The following is a 17,900-nucleotide window of genomic DNA, read 5'->3' as shown; positions in this document are numbered from 1 at the left end:
TCACGGACGAGGTGCAAAATGGAAATTTCAACAATAATTGGTTTAATTTTTGGTTTGGTTGCTGTAATCTGGGGCATGATCCTCAAGCACGCTCCACTTCATGCTTTGGCCACACCTGCTGCTTACGTTATTATCTTGGTGGGTACGGCAGCGTCTATTTTCATGGCCTTTCCTTTCAACGAGGTCAAAAAGATTCCAAGTCTGTTCAAAATGATCTTTATCAAAAAGAAATTAATCAGTAAACCCGAATTAATCACTATGTTTATGGAATGGGCTTCTATCACACGGCGTGAAGGTCTGTTGGCTCTAGAATCAAAGGTCGATGAAATAGAAGATAACTTCCTCAGGAATGGCATGCGGATGATCATTGATGGAAATGATCAGGATTTTGTCCGCGATGTCCTCATGGAGGATATCCACGCCACAGAGGATAGACATAAAGCAGGAGCGCTCATTTTCTCACAGGCAGGTATGTATGCTCCTACCCTTGGGGTGCTCGGGGCGGTTATCGGCCTCATCGCCGCTCTGGCTGATATGAGTGATATGAACAAATTGGCTGCGGCAATCGGGGCTGCCTTCATCGCCACTTTGCTTGGTATCTTTACAGGTTACGTATTATGGCATCCTATTGCTAATAAACTGAAACGTCTCTCCAAACAAGAAATCGAAGTTCGAATGATGATGGTCGAAGGTCTTTTGTCCATACAGTCCGGTGTATCTACTATTGCCATCAATCAGAAGCTTGCTGTATTCCTAACACCTTCGCAACGCGTTAAGTTAAATGAGAAGGACGGTGGATCAGGTGAGCAAAAAGACTAGACACGAAGAGCATGAAGAACATGCCGATGAATCGTGGCTGTTACCTTATTCCGACCTCATGACTCTTCTGGTGGCTCTGTTCATCGTTATGTATTCTATGAGCGCAACGGATGCCAAGAAATTTGAAGAGATGAGTCAAGCCTTCAGTTCCGCACTTAATGGCGGTACAGGTATTCTTGAAGAGCGGGCAGCAATGCCTAGTAAAACTCAAGAAGATCTAGGGAAAAATGATAAGATGGGTAGCTCTACTTCCAAGAAAGCTGAAGAAGCAGAAATGGCAAAGCTACGACAAAAGGAACAAGAGGATTTAGAGAAGCTTAAGAAACAATTCGATCAATATATTAAGAGCAACGGTCTAACTGATCTGCTCAGTACGAAGCTTAATCAATCTCAGCTAATGATTACGATCAGTGATAACGCATTGTTCGCCTCTGGCCAAGCCATTGTTAAGGATGATTCGCGGCAATTAGCTAAATCCATCTCAACGATGCTGCAGCAATTCCCGGATTATGATGTAGTAGTTCAAGGGCACACCGACGATATTCCGATTTCCAATAGCAACTATTCATCCAACTGGGATCTGAGTGCGGATCGGGCACTTCAGTTCATGAAGATTTTGCTGCAGAACACGAATCTAAATCCGCGCAAATTTAGTGCGATTGGATACGGCGAGTATCATCCTATTTCGGATAATGACACAGCTACCGGCCGAAGCAAGAATCGCCGGGTAGAGGTTTCCATTATTCGCAAATATCAAGAATCCAAAGAGTTTACAGGGATTGTTCCCTCTGCTGAATAAGTGATGTCGTAAGGTAATAAAAAGAGCTGTCCAAAGGTCTTAGACCCCGGACAGCTCTTTTTTGTTACGAGTACTACATTCTATATGGACCTGTAACATTGTAATAACATTCCTACAGTAACTCGTAGTTCAGCGTAGCTCCAAGCTCTTTCTTCTCATCAGCAGACAGCTCCCGCCATTCTCCCGTTTGCAATGCCCCCAGGCGAATATTCATAATCCGAATGCGTTGCAGCTTTCGAACCTCATAGCCAAAAGCGCTGCACATACGACGAATCTGGCGATTTTTGCCCTCTGTCAAAATAATACGGAAGACACGCTCCGTAATACGCGTGACCTCACAGGGCAGCGTCTTCTCACCTAATATTTTCACACCGCTCGACATGCCGGTAATAAATGAAGGCGTAATGGGTCTGTCCACGGTAACCACATATTCTTTTTCATGCCGGCCTTCCGCCCGCAAAATTTTATTAACGATATCACCATCATTAGTAAGCAAGATTAATCCTTCCGAATCCTTATCGAGACGACCAATCGGGAATATACGCTCATGATGACCTACAAAATCGACAATATTCCCCTTGATATGCTGTTCTGTGGTTGATGTAATCCCAACCGGCTTGTTTAGAGCAATGTAGACCGTCTGGCTTGAGGTTTCAAGCGCTATACCATCTATTCGCACATCATCGCCCGGAACAGCCTGACTGCCCAGCACAGCAGGCTCTCCGTTGATCGTAACTCTGCCGGCATCCACAAGCTTGTCTGCTTCTCGGCGTGAACAGTATCCTGTCTCACTGATGAATTTATTAATTCTCACGTTGTTCTTCACTCCGTTCATCCTTAATGTTAAGCCAAGGTGTAACCCCTCCAGCTGCAGGCAGCTTAATCATAACGGTTGTCCCCCGGCCAACTTCACTTTGTATTTCCAAATGACCCTTATGAGCCTGAATAATACGCTGGCTAATCATTAACCCAAGCCCAGTCCCCGATTCCTTATTCGTGAAGAACGGTTCACCCAGCTTAGGCAGCACGTCCTCTGGAATCCCTTCACCCTGATCTTTGATTACAATAAAGACGCAATCCACAGAGTTCCACAGTTCCATTGAAATGACGCCACCCTCAGGCATAGCCTCAATTGCATTTTTAACAATATTAATAAATACCTGCTTCAGCTGGTTCTCTTCACAATGTACAGTAGCAGGTTGTTCAGAGAATTTCGTACTAAATTGAATATCATGTAGATGAGCCTGACTATCCAATAGAGAAACTACATCACCTAATATGTAGCGAAGATCTTTCTCCTGAAAATGAACGGCTTGCGGCTTAGCCAGGATTAAAAATTCACTGACGATAAGATTAATCCGCTCCAGCTCGGATAACATCAGCTCTACATGAAGCGGAACCAAGAGCTCCTTCTCCTGTTGAAGCTGTAGAAATCCTTTTAACGTGGTAAGAGGGTTACGAATCTCATGAGCTACTCCTGCGGCCAATTGGCCGACTGTAGTTAGTTTCTCAGAGCGTCTAAGCAGCTCCTCCATTCGATTGCGTTCCGTCATATCACGAGAAACGTGAATAAAGGAATGGGGATAACCCTCTTCATCTCGAATTATCGAGGTACTAACGCTAACTTCAACTAATGATCCGTCCCGTTTAAGTCTCACTGTCTCGATCGGCGGCAGAACTGCACCATTTCTTAACGCGTCAAGCCGCTCTTCCTCTTGCTTAAGCGCTGTCGCGGGTACAAGATATGGCATATTGCCTATCACTTCTGTTGCACTCCATCCGTACAGCTCCTCAAAGGCTCTGTTAGTGCTAGTGATTCGTCCCTCCATATCCAACGTATGAATCGCATCCGACGTACCGTTAATTACGGATTCCAAATGCTCCTTAACCGCCCGGTTCTCTTCCAGCGTCTGCTTAAGACGATTGGTGCGTTGCATAAGATGAGAAGTCATAGCGTTAATCCGCAAGGCTAATTGACCTAACTCATCACGAGAGGTTACCTTTAATGGAGGTTCGAACTTACCTCGCGCTACGTCATTGACTTTGGCAAGTATAGCCTGAATTGGACGAGTAATAAAACCTGAAAGTATGTAACTACATAGCAAAAATAATGCCAGCAATAACAGAGACGTAGTCAAATAATTGGCTAATTGTTCATGAACTACGGATGAAATCACAGAATAATCCAAAACTACACCGATTACGTAAGGCTCCATTTTAGGATTCTGAATAGGAATGAAGCTTTTGAGCACTCTTTTCCCATGTACCTTCGTCTCCAGTGTAACTGGCTTCTGCTTCTGCTGAGCTAATAGAATAGCTGCTTTATCTTGCTCCACATTACCATAAGTATAGGTACCGAACTTAATTGGGCGGTTGCCAAGTTTCTTTTTAAATGCATCGCTTCCATCACCCGCCATACTTGCTAAACCAAATGTTGTTGGATTAAATCCTGTAAGCTCTAAAATCCCTGGATTAACTTCTTTGGTTCGCTCTACAATTTGATCGGGGTTGGTGATTTCGATATATTCACTTGCCGCAGTATTGAGAATAACAGGATTAATGATGTAGTTGCTTGCTTCATCATGATAATAACCCCACTTCTCAATGAAATCGGGATTGTAGGTTGAATATTCAAATGGGCCTGACCAAAAATGATCCAATGACTGACCTTGCCCCACAGTGACTTCCTGATTATCAAATAACTCCAAAAGGGCAAGGTACCAGTACCCCCAACCTTGAGTGGACATTCCAATATCAATCGGATTTGATGCCCTTGTCACCACGATATCATTATCAGTCTTTACCAGAATTGAAATATTAGACACGCCCAACTTGGAAGTTAGGGCCTTAAGTTGAGCGTTGGTTATATTCTTATAATCCGGACCCAATTCCTTAGAGGCAAAGATGGCAGCCATTCTTAAGTTATGCGCGATTTGATATTCTACATAGTTAGAGCTATAGTTACTTTGTTCTACAGAAACAGCCATTTGCATAGCGGTGATCTGCATATTATTTACGTTTTCATTTCTTAGATTATTCTGAGCGGCATAAAGGTTAAATGTCAGATTCAATGCTAAAATTAGCAGTACCGCTCCAAAAATAATAGCAGATAGTTTTGTCTTTATGGACAAACTGTTATTCACCTCTTATCCACTGGTAAATCCTTGCGGAGCCTATAATAAACATCATACCTTTTGCCCCCTCATTTGAAAAGGACATTTAAAACAAGCCTATTAATTCACCAAATATTGAAATTCAAAAGGTGTTTCTCTACAATATATAAGAAACCATCCACATCTTATGCACATATAAACAAATTATTAAAGTCCGGTGTGTACAAAAATGTGTATAAGTAGGCTGTTATCCACAGAGTTATGCACATTTTGTTAAGAACGAATATTTGTTCGTTGTACAATGGTTATAGAAGAAGGGAAGATGATCTTGAATATTAAAGCCAGTGAATCGCCAGAAGATATACAAGCGGTTCATGAATATTGGATGAGGCAGGCGATCGCAGAAGCACGTAAAGCTGAGGCATTAGGTGAGGTTCCTATTGGCGCTGTCATTGTTCGACATGGTGAAATTATAGGACGTGGATACAATTTACGAGAAACGACAATGGATTCGACAGCCCATGCTGAGATGGTAGCCATTCGTGAGGCCAGCAATGTCATGAATTCTTGGCGTCTGCTGGATTGCCAGCTGTACGTCACCCTAGAACCTTGTCCGATGTGTGCAGGAGCAATAGTGCAGTCCAGAGTGCCTCTCACGGTATATGGAACTCCTGACCCTAAAGCTGGATGTGCCGGGACCCTCATGAACTTGCTTGAAGAGCCGCGATTTAATCATAGAACTGAGGTAATACAGGATGTTTTACAAGAAGAATGTGCAGATCTACTCACCTCCTTCTTTCGCCGTTTACGTAAAAAGCCAATTAAACAAAAGGAGGACTCCTAAATGACCCTTACTCTATATCATACCTCTCAAGGGATCTATATTTCTCCACTTGAGCTTAAGGATGCACAGAGCCTGCTGGAGCTTCGTTTAAATAACCGGGTAACCCACGAACCGTTTGAGCCAAAACGTGATGAGCACTTCTTTACCCTGGAGAGTCAGCAACAGATCATCAATCAGCGTATTGAGGACGCCCTACAGGACAGAGCTTATATGTTCGGCATTTATCTGCTGGATGGACAGCTAATCGGTCAGATCACATTGTCCAACGTCTCACGAGGTGTAGCACAATATGCTGATTTAGGATATTTAATGGATCATCGGATGCAAGGACAAGGTTATATGACAGCAGCGGTCGGATTAGTCCTTGGCTATGCTTTCCGAGCCTTAGGTCTACATAGAGTTCAGGCAGCTATTTTATTGCATAATGAAGCTTCCCGAAGAGTCCTGGAGAAGAGTGGGTTTAAACCTGAAGGGGTTGCCCGTCAGTATCTTAAAATAAATGGACAGTGGCAGGATCACCAAACCTACGCAATCTTAACTGAAGATGTGCTGACAGAGGAACAGAAATAGGATTCTGCATTGTCGCAGGAATCAGTCTACTTTTTTTCCTAAAAAAAGACCCGCATGGGCGTATAATATACGCCTCATGCGGGTCTTTATCTTGCGAACTGGGATTAATAAGTTCCCAAACCACCGAATTCTTCTCCAAGTTGATCCATTGTAATTACATCATCACCTTGAGGGATACCAATCTTGAATACCGGCTTTTCGTTGATCTTGCTGTATTGGCCCGTTCCATTTACTGAGAAGGCCACTTTTGTGCCATCTTCCGGATCATTTACTTTAACATCCATCAATAAATCCTGATACACAGCGTATCCGTCCTTATTGATCGCAGTATTATAGTGGAACTGGTTGATGGTAAGGTACTTATCAAGATCAGCTAAGCCCTTATCCAATTCAGTTCTAGCTTCACCTGATGTCAGTTCTTCTTTAGCCTTAGCTAGATCTGCATCTTTAATCTGCAGCATATCCTTGTATTCTTCCTTGCTTACGATATCAATGATTTTTGGCAGGGCATTATTCACCAAGATAGTGATTGCTTCTTTAACATTATCGTTAGTCACTTGGAACTGAACGACTTGTTGAGCTTCCACACCTTCTGGTAAATTAGCATCTTTGGGATCAATCTCGTTAAAATATTTTTCTTCGTCATATTCAGCTAGGACAGTGTCCACCACTTCATTAGACAGCTTCTGCATTTTTTGAGTATCCATCGTACTTGGGTTAAATTCTGCACCCTCCTGCTCTGCCAACGCCTTCAGATCAACCTCTACAAACTTATTGAGGATTGTCTCAGGAATCGGTACGAAAGGAATAGATGGAATCTTAACATACAACTTCTCGGCAGTCATTACCATAGGAACATTAAAGCTCATGCTCATATCGCCTTTCAGATTCAGAACCATAGTTAGTTCTGTCTGCATTGGCTCTGCTTGATATACCCCATCAATGGTAATATCAGCATTCTTAAGCATACTAAGTACCTGTGTAGTCATTGCAGCAGATTCAGCGTCAGAAGTCTCGATCGTAAGATCGTTGATCGTGAATTTACTCTTCATCTCATAAGATGACATTGTAGTCGCTTTAGTAGCGGCTGATTTTAAGGCCTCTTTTGGCGCCTCCTGTTTACTTGCACATCCCGGCAGAATTACTGCTGCTGTAAGCAGCAATGCAGCGGCTGACAAACCCCACTTTTTGTTCATTATTGTTCTCCTCTCCCATTGTAAAAGAAATCTCTCCCCCTCCTATGATAAACCATTTGTAAAAATCAAGAAACACTTCTTTAAAATTCTTAACGTTTTTATTTGTTAACCTTGTGGATTATGGTGGTCAACATGGTTCGCTTGTTTCACCTTTTTAGAACCTGAAAGCGGTTCTGGGCCTGATGGAGTATGGTCTTTTCTCCGCTCACCACTTGTTGGCTCTGCCCCAGGAACAGGGATACTTTTTGGTTTCGACATTTTCATTCCTCCTAAGGATTGGTCAAGTTCTGAAGAGCCTGAGCACATTCATGAATTTGCCGTGAGTATTGCTGTGCCAGCTGCTGTACGGCATCACTACGCTCATCAATATGGAGACCGCTCTGTTCCACATCCAGCAGATCCACTGCCACTTCTCTGCTATCTACATACTTGCAGCGAAAATCCAGCGAATAGCCTTGATGACCTGCCGCATTAAAATGAATCAGCAAGCTATTCGGATCCCCATTATCCGCCAGCACACTGAAACTATCCCCATCATCCATCAACGCCGGCAAGCGCTCCTGCCAGGCTGAGACAAGCTTATGCTGATCAACTTCTAATGATCTATCCATGATTATGATCATCCTCCTTCTCTAATACATTGCGGAGAAATGAAGCTTTTTATTCTCAATAGAACTGGGTCTACCAAACAAAACAAAAAACCGTCCCCCAGAGGGAACGGTTTCTATCTAATTATTCTTTAAGTTCATAAAGGAATGGCGGAGAGGATGGGATTCGAACCCATGTGGGCTTGCACCCTAACGGTTTTCAAGACCGCCCCGTTATGACCGCTTCGGTACCTCTCCAAATGCATTTAAATTTCACATGCATTAGGATTGTACCATACAATGCAAAGAAAAAGCAACTATATCTTTAAATAGTTTTTGGTTGTATCGATTTTACATTGCGCATATAAGGTTGTAGGCATTCTGGAATCAGAACACTGCCATCCTCTTGCTGATAATTCTCAAGAATTGCAGCAACCGTACGTCCAACAGCCAAAGCAGAGCCGTTCAGCGTATGAACAAATTCAGGCTTCGATTTTGGATCCTTACGGAAACGAATATTTGCCCGGCGTGCTTGGAAGTCTTCTGTATTTGAGCAAGAGGAGATCTCACGGTACATCCCACTCTCAGGCAACCACACTTCCAAATCGTACGTCTTAGCCGATGTAAAGCCCATATCAGCCGTACATAACCCAAGTACACGATAAGGCAGTCCTAACAGCTGCAGCACACTTTCAGCGTCTGCTGTCATTTTTTCTAATTCCTCATAAGAGGATTCAGGGGTGGTGAGCTTCACCAACTCTACCTTGTTGAATTGATGCTGGCGAATCAAACCGCGAGTATCACGGCCCGCCGAGCCCGCCTCAGAACGGAAACAAGAGCTGTAAGCTACATGGTATTTAGGCAGGTCAGCTGCCGTCAAAATCTCTTCGCGATAGTAGTTCGTTACCGGTACTTCAGCTGTAGGAATCAAATAGTATTCGGTATCCCGCAGCTTGAACAGATCCTCTTCGAATTTAGGCAGTTGTCCTGTACCATACAAGCTGTCTTTGTTTACAATGTAAGGCGGCAGCATTTCCTCATAGTTATGCTCACCACTGTGAAGATCCATCATAAAGTTAATCAGCGCCCGTTCTAGACGTGCTCCAAGTCCTTTATAGAAAACAAACCGGGATCCTGTAACCTTTGCTGCAGCTTCAAAATCAATAATATCAAGCTGCTGCGCAAGCTCCCAATGTGATTTCGGAGTGAATCCGAACTCTTTGGGCTCCGACCAGCGGCGTAATTCAACGTTATCATCCTCGGATTTCCCTACTGGAACTGAATCATGAGGAATATTAGGGATATTCATAGTAAGATCAGCAATCTGAGCTTCCAGTTCACGTACTTCATCATCAAGCTCTTTAATTCGGTCAGATACTGTACGCATTTCTGTAATTAGATCATCTGCTGGCTCGCCGTTCTTTTTCTTTTTCGCTACTTCACCTGAAACTGTATTACGACGGTTCTTAAGACCTTCGGTTTCTTGCAGTAATTCACGTCGACGCAAATCAAGTTGTGGAAAATCAGCAATTAAGTCCAGTGATTTGCCCCGTTTTTCTAAAGCCTCTTCCACTCTTGCGTAATCACTACGTAGTATTTTTACATCTAACACAAAGTTTCCCTCCTGAAAACAGCCTAAACTCTTTCAAAATGCTGATTACAGCTTTGAAAGAGTCAGGATGTTCTTTATATGCGATTTTGTTGTTGGACTTCCCTATTCGCCTCTACCATATCGGCAAAATATTGGTGCAGTCTGAAATCATCGGTCAGTTCTGGATGAAAAGAAGACACCAGCAAGTTGCCTTCGCGCGCGGTTACAATCTCATCATTATAGACTGTAAGCACATCAACTCCCGGTCCTACCTCGTTGATAAGCGGTGCACGTATAAACACAGCACGAACCGGCTCATCAATGCCTTTAACCTCCAGATCACATTCAAAGCTTTCCCGTTGGCGGCCGAATGCATTCCGGGCTACGGTAATATCCATCAGCTCCAAATGCCCCGGTTCACCACCGGCAATTTTTTTGGCCAGCACGATCATACCCGCACATGTGCCAAAAATAGGCTTACCCTGATCAGAAAAATCACGGATGGCTTCTATGAAGCCATATTTCCGCATTAGCTTTCCAATCGTTGTACTTTCTCCGCCGGGGATAATCAGGCCTTCAACCTCTTCTAGCTGCTCCACACGCTTGATAGGCACGCCTTCTGCACCGGTCTTCTCTATACTAACAATATGCTCCGTAACAGCGCCTTGCAGCGCCAATACTCCTATCTTCATCCTACAACCTTCTCTCTATTAACGGCCACGCTCCGACATACGTTCAGCCGGGGTGAGAGTTGCAATATCAATCCCCTTCATTGGTGCACCAAGGTTCTTGGATACTTCAGCAATCAGTTTGTAATCAGTATAGTGTGTAGTGGCTTCAACAATCGCACGCGCAAATTTCTCAGGATTGTCCGATTTAAAAATACCCGAGCCTACGAATACACCATCAGCACCCAAATGCATCATAAGAGCAGCATCTGCAGGAGTAGCTACACCCCCAGCGGCAAAGTTAACAACCGGCAGTTTTCCAAGCTCATGTACTTCGAGCAACAGCTCGTAGGAAACTCCCAGGTTCTTTGCTTCATTATATAGCTCGTCCTTGGACAAATTCGTTACTTTACGGATTTGACTGTTGATAAAGCGCATGTGACGCACGGCCTCAACAATGTTGCCTGTTCCTGGTTCACCTTTTGTACGAATCATGGAGGCACCTTCGTTAATACGTCTCAGTGCTTCTCCCAGATCCTTCGCTCCACATACAAAAGGAACGGTAAACTCATGTTTATCAATATGGAATACTTCATCAGCAGGAGTAAGAACTTCACTCTCATCCAAGTAATCAACACCCAAAGATTCTAGAACTTTCGCTTCTACATAATGGCCGATACGAGCCTTAGCCATAACAGGGATACTTACCACCTTGAGAACCTCTTCTACAATTGTAGGATCGGCCATCCGTGCTACACCGCCAGCTGCACGAATGTCAGAAGGTACGCGTTCCAGAGCCATAACAGCAACTGCACCAGCAGCCTCAGCAATTTTTGCTTGCTCTGCATTCATGACGTCCATAATGACGCCGCCTTTTTGCATTTCTGCCATGCCTCTTTTAACTCGCGATGTACCTGTTTCCATGTCCTAACCCCCCGAATGATCTATCTTAATCTAACTTGTAATTTTACCCCAATGAAGGGAAATCTACAACCCATTTACTCGGATTTACTGCTGATTTCGACACCAAACTGCATTAGAACAAGTTCTTGATCCCTGAAAATAAATCACCGAAGAAATCGCCAATCGCTCTAAGGAACAACTTGAACCAGCCAGCCTTCTCAGCTTCCTCTACTGTGATCAGATTAACTGTTTTCTCCTGTGCTGCTTGCATGCCTTCAGCCTTGTAGGAATAGGTAACTTTACCTACTTTAGAGGATTGAGCTATAGGAGCAACCAAAGTTGCAGGGTCATTTGTTACAACAGTTGTAGTAACTTCAGGAGAAACCGTTCCCTTAGGAACAATGAAAGAAACTCCTTCATCAGTAACTATAGAAACATCTTTATTCTTGCCTTTCAGTACCGGAACTGTTTCCGTGCCAGCAATAACAGCCTTCGGAGCTACAACCTGTTTGATTTCAAAGTTGTTAAACCCGTAGTCGAGCACTTTTTTTGTTTCTGTGAATCGATGTGCCTCTGAATTAGCACCCATAACAACACTGATTAGACGCATTCCATCACGCACAGCAGTACCGGTAAAGCAGTTACCTGCATTTGTGGTATGGCCAGTCTTCAGTCCATCTAGACCTGGATAAGCATATGCCTTAAAGTTGGGAATACTTTTGTTAGCTTCCAGCATCCAGTTGTAGTTAATGATCGGCGCTGTATCCCGATCACGGAATTTATAAGACTGAATCGTTGTAAATTCAGTGAAGTCCGGGTGGTCAGTAACTATAAATTTAGCAAGAGTAGCTGCATCTCTAGCTGACATTACAGTCTCTTTATCAAGATCAGGACGGAATTTCTTCGGCATGTCTGCCCGATCAAGTCCAGTTGAGTTAATAAAATAGGTATTTTTCATGCCCATCTTCTGTGCAGTCTGATTCATTAGTTCTACAAATTGTTCTTCTGAACCCGATACCAATTCTGCCAAAGCAACTGTGGCATCATTCGCCGATCCAACGGCCATCGCTATGTATAGCTCTTTAACCGTATGTTCATCTCCAGCTGCCAGAAAAATTCGTGATCCGACCTGTTTGGAAGCATTCTCTTGAATGATAACTTTCTGATCCCAAGAGATGTCTCCTTTTTTCACGGCATCAGATACAAGATATTCAGTCATCATCTTGGTCATACTCGCAGGTGGGAGTGGTGTATCTGGATTTAGAGCCATAAGTACTTGGCCTGTAGTTGGTTCTATTAGAATAGCAGAACTCAATTCCAAGTTAAGAGATTCCACAGAAGGGATCTTAACTGCGTTGGTCTTGGGTGCAGTTTCAGTAGTAGTTGCGGCACCTTCGGTTGTAGCCGGAGTTTTGCCCGCTTCAGCCAATGCTGGAATTACTGGGTTCATTAACATATTTAAAAGCAGACCTACAGTCGCTGTCTTAATTACAATTTGCTTACCATTAAATTTTCGTTTGTGCTTCAATGATTACGACTCTCCTTTAAATCTCATATCAATAGCTTGTTCTATTCTAACACAGGGGTACCCGCAAAAAAAGACAGACAGGACGAAATAGTCCTGTCTGTCCAAAAAATAATACGGTTAGTCCATTATACGGAATAGTTTGGTGCTTCTTTTGTAATTTGCACATCATGCGGGTGGCTCTCACGAAGTCCAGCACTTGTGATACGAATGAAAGAAGTATCGTTACGCAGTTCTTCCAATGACTTTGTACCGCAATAGCCCATACCTGAGCGCAATCCGCCGATCAATTGATGAACAGTGTCAGAAAGAGGCCCTTTAAAAGCAATACGTCCCTCAATTCCTTCAGGAACGAGCTTTTTATCATCATCTTGGAAATAACGGTCTTTACTGCCTTGTTTCATGGCACTCATGCTGCCCATACCACGATATACTTTAAATTTACGGCCTTGATAAAGCTCAGATTCCCCTGGGCTTTCTTCTGTACCCGCAAACATACTTCCCATCATTACAGCATGAGCACCCGCTGCGATAGCCTTAGTGATCTCCCCAGAATACTTAATACCGCCATCAGCGATAATAGGAATTCCGTACTCACGAGCAACTGTGGCACAATCATAAATGGCTGTAACCTGTGGTACGCCGATACCAGCGATAACGCGTGTTGTACAGATCGATCCTGGTCCAATACCTACTTTAACTACAGATGCACCAGCTTCAATAAGTTCACGGGTTGCTTCGCCTGTAGCTACGTTACCAGCAACAATCGTAAGATCAGGATACAGCTCACGAATTTGGCGAACCGCTTCAATTATATTAATGTGGTGACCATGTGCAGAATCGACGACGATCAAGTCCACACCAGCTTTTACTAATGCTGCAGTACGTTCGAAGGTGTCTTTAGAGATACCAACAGCTGCTCCAACAAGTAGACGGCCATGTGCATCTTTGGCTCCGTTAGGGAATTGAATAGCTTTTTCAATATCCTTAATGGTGATGAGGCCCTTAAGAATATTATTCTCGTCCACAAGGGGGAGCTTCTCGATCTTATGACGTTGCAGGATACCTTCTGCTTCCTGAAGGGTTGTACCCACAGCAGCTGTTACAAGATTCTCATGTGTCATAACTTCTTTAATTTGAATATTGAAATCATGAATAAAGCGTAAGTCTCTATTAGTCAGAATACCGACAAGTTTATTGTCACTGTCTACAATCGGCACTCCGGAAATGCGATATTTACCCATTAAAAGCTCTGCATCAGATACCATGTGTTCTGCCGTAAGTGAGAATGGATTCGTAATAACTCCGCTCTCGGAACGCTTCACACGATCTACTTCTTCCGCTTGCTGCTCTACAGGCATATTCTTGTGTATAATCCCGATGCCACCCTCACGAGCAATTGCAATGGCCATGGCTGCTTCTGTGACTGTGTCCATACCTGCACTCATAAGTGGAATATTCAACTTCACATTCTTACTAAGAACTGTGGTCAAATCCACTTCTTTAGGCAGTACCTCAGATTTACGCGGAACCAGCAGCACATCATCAAAAGTTAGACCTTCTTTACCAAACTTATCTTTCCACACCTGGGTCATTCCTCCTCGGTTGTTTTAAATTATACCCGCCTACAAACTTTATGAAAGAAGAACCTTTGACTCCAGTCCATTCACGACAGACAATTCTGTACATCTGGGGGCTGAACAAGTGTAGATCTTCAATTAAGGTTTGAGATGCTTATCCAAAAATATATTATTGCCATCTTAGCAAAGGGCATTTGGACTGTCAAGAACATTACATCATCAGAGTAGGTATTCAAAAAACGGCCGCCGAGTAAGCGAATTATTGGACGTTAGTCCGTGCTGGGCGGACAATTTAGTGTGTAAAAAATTCACAATGCATCTCTGTTCACCTTTTAAGCCACGCTTATCTCCATCTTAGTATCTCAAAATATAGCCTAATGAATTCTTTATTTACATAACAAAAAGACCACTGTCGATTACTCAACAGTGGTCTTGCGTGCTTGGCAACGTCCTACTCTCCCAGGACCCTTCGGTCCAAGTACCATCGGCGCTGGAGGGCTTAACGGTCGTGTTCGGGATGGGTACGCGTGGAACCCCTCCGCTATCGCCACCAAACATGCGTCTGTGAAACAGACGCTGCCGCGTGAAATTCGGTTCATCACCTGAAGTGACAATGAATTTCTAAGCGTGTTACAGGCTTGATGCCTGAAAACTGAATCCGAAACGAATTTGCATTCTAAGTATAGGATAAGCCCTCGACCGATTAGTATTGGTCAGCTCCATGCATTGCTGCACTTCCACCTCCAACCTATCTACCTCGTCGTCTTCAAGGGGTCTTACTAATTGGGAAATCTCATCTTGAGGGGGGCTTCACGCTTAGATGCTTTCAGCGCTTATCCCGTCCGTACGTAGCTACCCAGCCATGCTCCTGGCGGAACAACTGGTGCACCAGCGGTACGTCCATCCCGGTCCTCTCGTACTAAGGACAGCTCCTCTCAAATTTCCTGCGCCCACGACAGATAGGGACCGAACTGTCTCACGACGTTCTGAACCCAGCTCGCGTACCGCTTTAATGGGCGAACAGCCCAACCCTTGGGACCTACTTCAGCCCCAGGATGCGATGAGCCGACATCGAGGTGCCAAACCTCCCCGTCGATGTGGACTCTTGGGGGAGATAAGCCTGTTATCCCCAGGGTAGCTTTTATCCGTTGAGCGATGGCCCTTCCATGCGGTACCACCGGATCACTAAGTCCGACTTTCGTCCCTGCTCGACTTGTAGGTCTCGCAGTCAAGCTCCCTTATGCCTTTGCACTCTGCGAATGATTTCCAACCATTCTGAGGGAACCTTGGAACGCCTCCGTTACTCTTTAGGAGGCGACCGCCCCAGTCAAACTGCCCGCCTGACACGGTCCCCGTACCCGGTAAGGGCACTAGGTTAGAACCTAGATACGATCAGGGTGGTATCCCAACGGCGCCTCCACCGAAGCTTGCGCTCCGATTTCTACGGCTCCCACCTATCCTGTACAGATCGTACCCAAATTCAATATCAAGCTGCAGTAAAGCTCCATGGGGTCTTTCCGTCTTGTCGCGGGTAACCTGCATCTTCACAGGTATTAAAATTTCACCGGATCTCTCGTTGAGACAGCGCCCAAGTCGTTACGCCATTCGTGCGGGTCAGAATTTACCTGACAAGGAATTTCGCTACCTTAGGACCGTTATAGTTACGGCCGCCGTTTACTGGGGCTTCGGTTCATAGCTTCGGGTTACCCCTAACCACTCCCCTTAACCTTCCAGCACCGGGCAGGCGTCAGCCCGTATACTTCGCCTTGCGGCTTCGCACAGACCTGTGTTTTTGCTAAACAGTCGCTTGGGCCTTTTCACTGCGGCCCCCTCGTGCTATTCACACTACCGGGGCACCCCTTCTCCCGAAGTTACGGGGTCATTTTGCCGAGTTCCTTAACGAGAGTTCTTCCGCGCGCCTTAGAATTCTCTTCTCGCCTACCTGTGTCGGTTTGCGGTACGGGCACCTTCTCCTGGCTAGAGGCTTTTCTTGGCAGTGTGAGATCATGACCTTCGCTACTATAATTTTCGCTCCCCATCACAGCCCAGCCTTAACGATGTGCGGATTTGCCTACACATCAGCCTCACTGCTTAGACGGACATCCATCAGTCCGCGTCACTACCCTCCTGCGTCACCCCATCGCTCATAGCGGATTACGGTGGTACAGTAATTTCAAACTGTTGTCCTTCGACTACGCCTTTCGGCCTCGCCTTAGGTCCCGACTTACCCTGAGCGGACGAGCCTTCCTCAGGAAACCTTGGGCTTTCGGCGGATCAGATTCTCACTGATCTTTTCGTTACTCATACCGGCATTCTCACTTGTGTAGTGTCCAGCGCTCTTTTCAGTACACCTTCAACCCCTACACAACGCTCCCCTACCCCAGATACATACGTATCTAGCCATAGCTTCGGTGGTGTGTTTAGCCCCGTTACATTTTCGGCGCAGAGTCACTCGACCAGTGAGCTATTACGCACTCTTTCAATGGTGGCTGCTTCTAAGCCAACATCCTGGTTGTCTGTGCAACTCCACATCCTTTCCCACTTAACACACACTTGGGGACCTTAGCTGATGGTCTGGGCTGTTTCCCTTTTGACAATGGATCTTAGCACTCACTGTCTGACTCCCGGCAATAAGTATATGGCATTCGGAGTTTGACTGAGCTTGGTAATCCTTGCGGACCCCGCACCCAATCAGTGCTCTACCTCCACTACTCTTATACCGAGGCTAGCCCTAAAGCTATTTCGGGGAGAACCAGCTATCTCCGAGTTCGATTGGAATTTCTCCGCTACCCCCACCTCATCCCCGCACTTTTCAACGTACGTGGGTTCGGGCCTCCAGTGCGTGTTACCGCACCTTCACCCTGGACAGGGGTAGATCACACGGTTTCGGGTCTACGTCCACATACTAAGTCGCCCTATTCAGACTCGCTTTCGCTGCGGCTCCACCTTCTCGGCTTAACCTTGCATGTTAAACGTAACTCGCCGGTTCATTCTACAAAAGGCACGCCATCACCCATTAATAGGGCTCTGACTTTTTGTAAGCACACGGTTTCAGGTTCTATTTCACTCCCCTTCCGGGGTGCTTTTCACCTTTCCCTCACGGTACTGTTTCACTATCGGTCGCCAGGTAGTATTTAGCCTTAGCAGATGGTCCTGCTGGATTCATACGGGGTTTCACGTGCCCCGCACTACTCGGGATCCGTCTCGGAGAGAACACAGTTTAGGTTACAGGGCTTTTACCTCTATCGCGGGCCTTTCCAGACCTCTTCACCTACCATATTCCTTTGTAACTCCATGTGAGACGTCCCACAACCCCTAAGAGCAAGCTCTTAGGTTTAGGCTGTTCCGCGTTCGCTCGCCGCTACTGACGGAATCACTATTGTTTTCTCTTCCTCAGGGTACTTAGATGTTTCAGTTCCCCTGGTCTGCCTCTACACACCCTATGTATTCAGGTATGAGTAACTGCGAATTACCACAGCTGGGTTTCCCCATTCGGACACCCCCGGATCAAAGCTTGCTTACAGCTCCCCGAGGCAGTTTCGTTGTTCGCCACGTCCTTCGTCGGCTCCTGGCGCCTAGGCATCCTCCGTGTGCTCTTATTAGCTTAACCTTGATTTTTCCGAAGAAAAATCTCACTAATAACATTTACTTGTTTACACAAGTTGCTAAAAGATGTTCTAAAACGCAAATTCGTTTCGGTATCCA

The 17,900-nt window shown here is 45.1% G+C and carries 14 protein-coding genes, 1 tRNA gene and 2 rRNA genes; 4 read left to right on the top strand and 13 right to left on the bottom strand.

Features of this window, described 5'->3' with window-relative positions; translation table 11 throughout:
* Positions 1-18 precede the first annotated feature (18 nt).
* Together motA and motB are read left to right on the top strand one after the other, a co-directional pair.
* Positions 19-819 carry a flagellar motor stator protein MotA gene (gene motA / locus NSQ91_RS00515; protein WP_036679967.1) on the top strand — a complete coding sequence of 267 codons (801 nt, stop codon included), beginning with the start codon at positions 19-21 and terminating at the stop codon, positions 817-819.
* A complete protein-coding gene (gene motB, locus NSQ91_RS00510; protein ID WP_076130384.1) occupies positions 803-1,618 on the top strand; it encodes a flagellar motor protein MotB in 816 nt (271 codons plus the stop codon). Before motA ends, motB begins: the two co-directional genes overlap by 17 nt.
* Before the next feature lie 112 nt (positions 1,619-1,730).
* On the opposite strand, the gene rluF is transcribed toward motB, so the two are convergent.
* The gene (rluF, locus tag NSQ91_RS00505; RefSeq protein ID WP_036679985.1) at positions 1,731-2,432 is read right to left on the bottom strand and encodes a 23S rRNA pseudouridine(2604) synthase RluF; all 702 of its coding nucleotides are present in this window, start codon (positions 2,430-2,432) and stop codon (positions 1,731-1,733) included.
* Positions 2,422-4,749, bottom strand: a complete 2,328-nt coding sequence (locus NSQ91_RS00500; protein ID WP_076280415.1) for a sensor histidine kinase — start codon at positions 4,747-4,749, stop codon at positions 2,422-2,424. Before NSQ91_RS00500 ends, rluF begins: the two co-directional genes overlap by 11 nt.
* Before the next feature lie 304 nt (positions 4,750-5,053).
* Here NSQ91_RS00500 and tadA point away from each other — a divergent pair, with 304 nt between their 5' ends.
* A complete protein-coding gene (gene tadA, locus NSQ91_RS00495; protein ID WP_340395641.1) occupies positions 5,054-5,575 on the top strand; it encodes a tRNA adenosine(34) deaminase TadA in 522 nt (173 codons plus the stop codon).
* Positions 5,576-6,145 carry a GNAT family N-acetyltransferase gene (locus NSQ91_RS00490; protein ID WP_076187218.1) on the top strand — a complete coding sequence of 190 codons (570 nt, stop codon included), beginning with the start codon at positions 5,576-5,578 and terminating at the stop codon, positions 6,143-6,145. It abuts the gene before it with no gap.
* 104 nt (positions 6,146-6,249) lie between these two features.
* Here the strand turns inward: NSQ91_RS00490 and NSQ91_RS00485 are convergent, their stop codons facing one another.
* The 11 genes from NSQ91_RS00485 to NSQ91_RS00435 form a co-directional block, all read right to left on the bottom strand.
* The gene (locus tag NSQ91_RS00485; protein ID WP_340916086.1) at positions 6,250-7,341 is read right to left on the bottom strand and encodes a hypothetical protein; all 1,092 of its coding nucleotides are present in this window, start codon (positions 7,339-7,341) and stop codon (positions 6,250-6,252) included.
* 105 nt (positions 7,342-7,446) lie between these two features.
* Positions 7,447-7,599: a small acid-soluble spore protein P gene (locus NSQ91_RS00480; RefSeq protein WP_076138623.1), complete on the bottom strand. Its 153-nt coding sequence runs from the start codon at positions 7,597-7,599 to the stop codon at positions 7,447-7,449.
* An 11-nt stretch (positions 7,600-7,610) separates the two neighbouring features.
* Entirely contained in the window at positions 7,611-7,952 is a 342-nt protein-coding gene (locus NSQ91_RS00475; RefSeq protein ID WP_036679977.1) for a hypothetical protein, read from the bottom strand.
* A gap of 145 nt (positions 7,953-8,097) precedes the next feature.
* Positions 8,098-8,186 (bottom strand) — tRNA-Ser (locus NSQ91_RS00470).
* Positions 8,187-8,253: 67 nt separating this feature from the next.
* Positions 8,254-9,540, bottom strand: coding sequence for a serine--tRNA ligase (gene serS / locus NSQ91_RS00465; RefSeq protein WP_038568043.1), 1,287 nt, complete (start codon positions 9,538-9,540; stop codon positions 8,254-8,256).
* Between the two features lie 74 nt (positions 9,541-9,614).
* Entirely contained in the window at positions 9,615-10,211 is a 597-nt protein-coding gene (gene pdxT, locus NSQ91_RS00460) for a pyridoxal 5'-phosphate synthase glutaminase subunit PdxT (RefSeq protein ID WP_076130391.1), read from the bottom strand.
* An 18-nt stretch (positions 10,212-10,229) separates the two neighbouring features.
* Positions 10,230-11,111, bottom strand: coding sequence for a pyridoxal 5'-phosphate synthase lyase subunit PdxS (gene pdxS, locus NSQ91_RS00455; RefSeq protein WP_036679980.1), 882 nt, complete (start codon positions 11,109-11,111; stop codon positions 10,230-10,232).
* Positions 11,112-11,223: 112 nt separating this feature from the next.
* Positions 11,224-12,618 carry a D-alanyl-D-alanine carboxypeptidase family protein gene (locus NSQ91_RS00450; RefSeq protein WP_076130392.1) on the bottom strand — a complete coding sequence of 465 codons (1,395 nt, stop codon included), beginning with the start codon at positions 12,616-12,618 and terminating at the stop codon, positions 11,224-11,226.
* 125 nt (positions 12,619-12,743) lie between these two features.
* Entirely contained in the window at positions 12,744-14,201 is a 1,458-nt protein-coding gene (gene guaB / locus NSQ91_RS00445) for an IMP dehydrogenase (RefSeq protein ID WP_036679982.1), read from the bottom strand.
* A gap of 432 nt (positions 14,202-14,633) precedes the next feature.
* A 5S ribosomal RNA gene (gene rrf, locus NSQ91_RS00440) occupies positions 14,634-14,750 on the bottom strand.
* A gap of 128 nt (positions 14,751-14,878) precedes the next feature.
* Positions 14,879-17,805, bottom strand: a 23S ribosomal RNA gene (locus NSQ91_RS00435).
* Positions 17,806-17,900 lie beyond the last annotated feature (95 nt).

The sequence above is a fragment of the Paenibacillus sp. FSL R7-0048 genome (assembly GCF_038004505.1).
GTDB lineage: Bacteria > Bacillota > Bacilli > Paenibacillales > Paenibacillaceae > Paenibacillus_AQ > Paenibacillus_AQ odorifer.
This window is presented reverse-complemented; position numbering and strand designations above follow the sequence as displayed.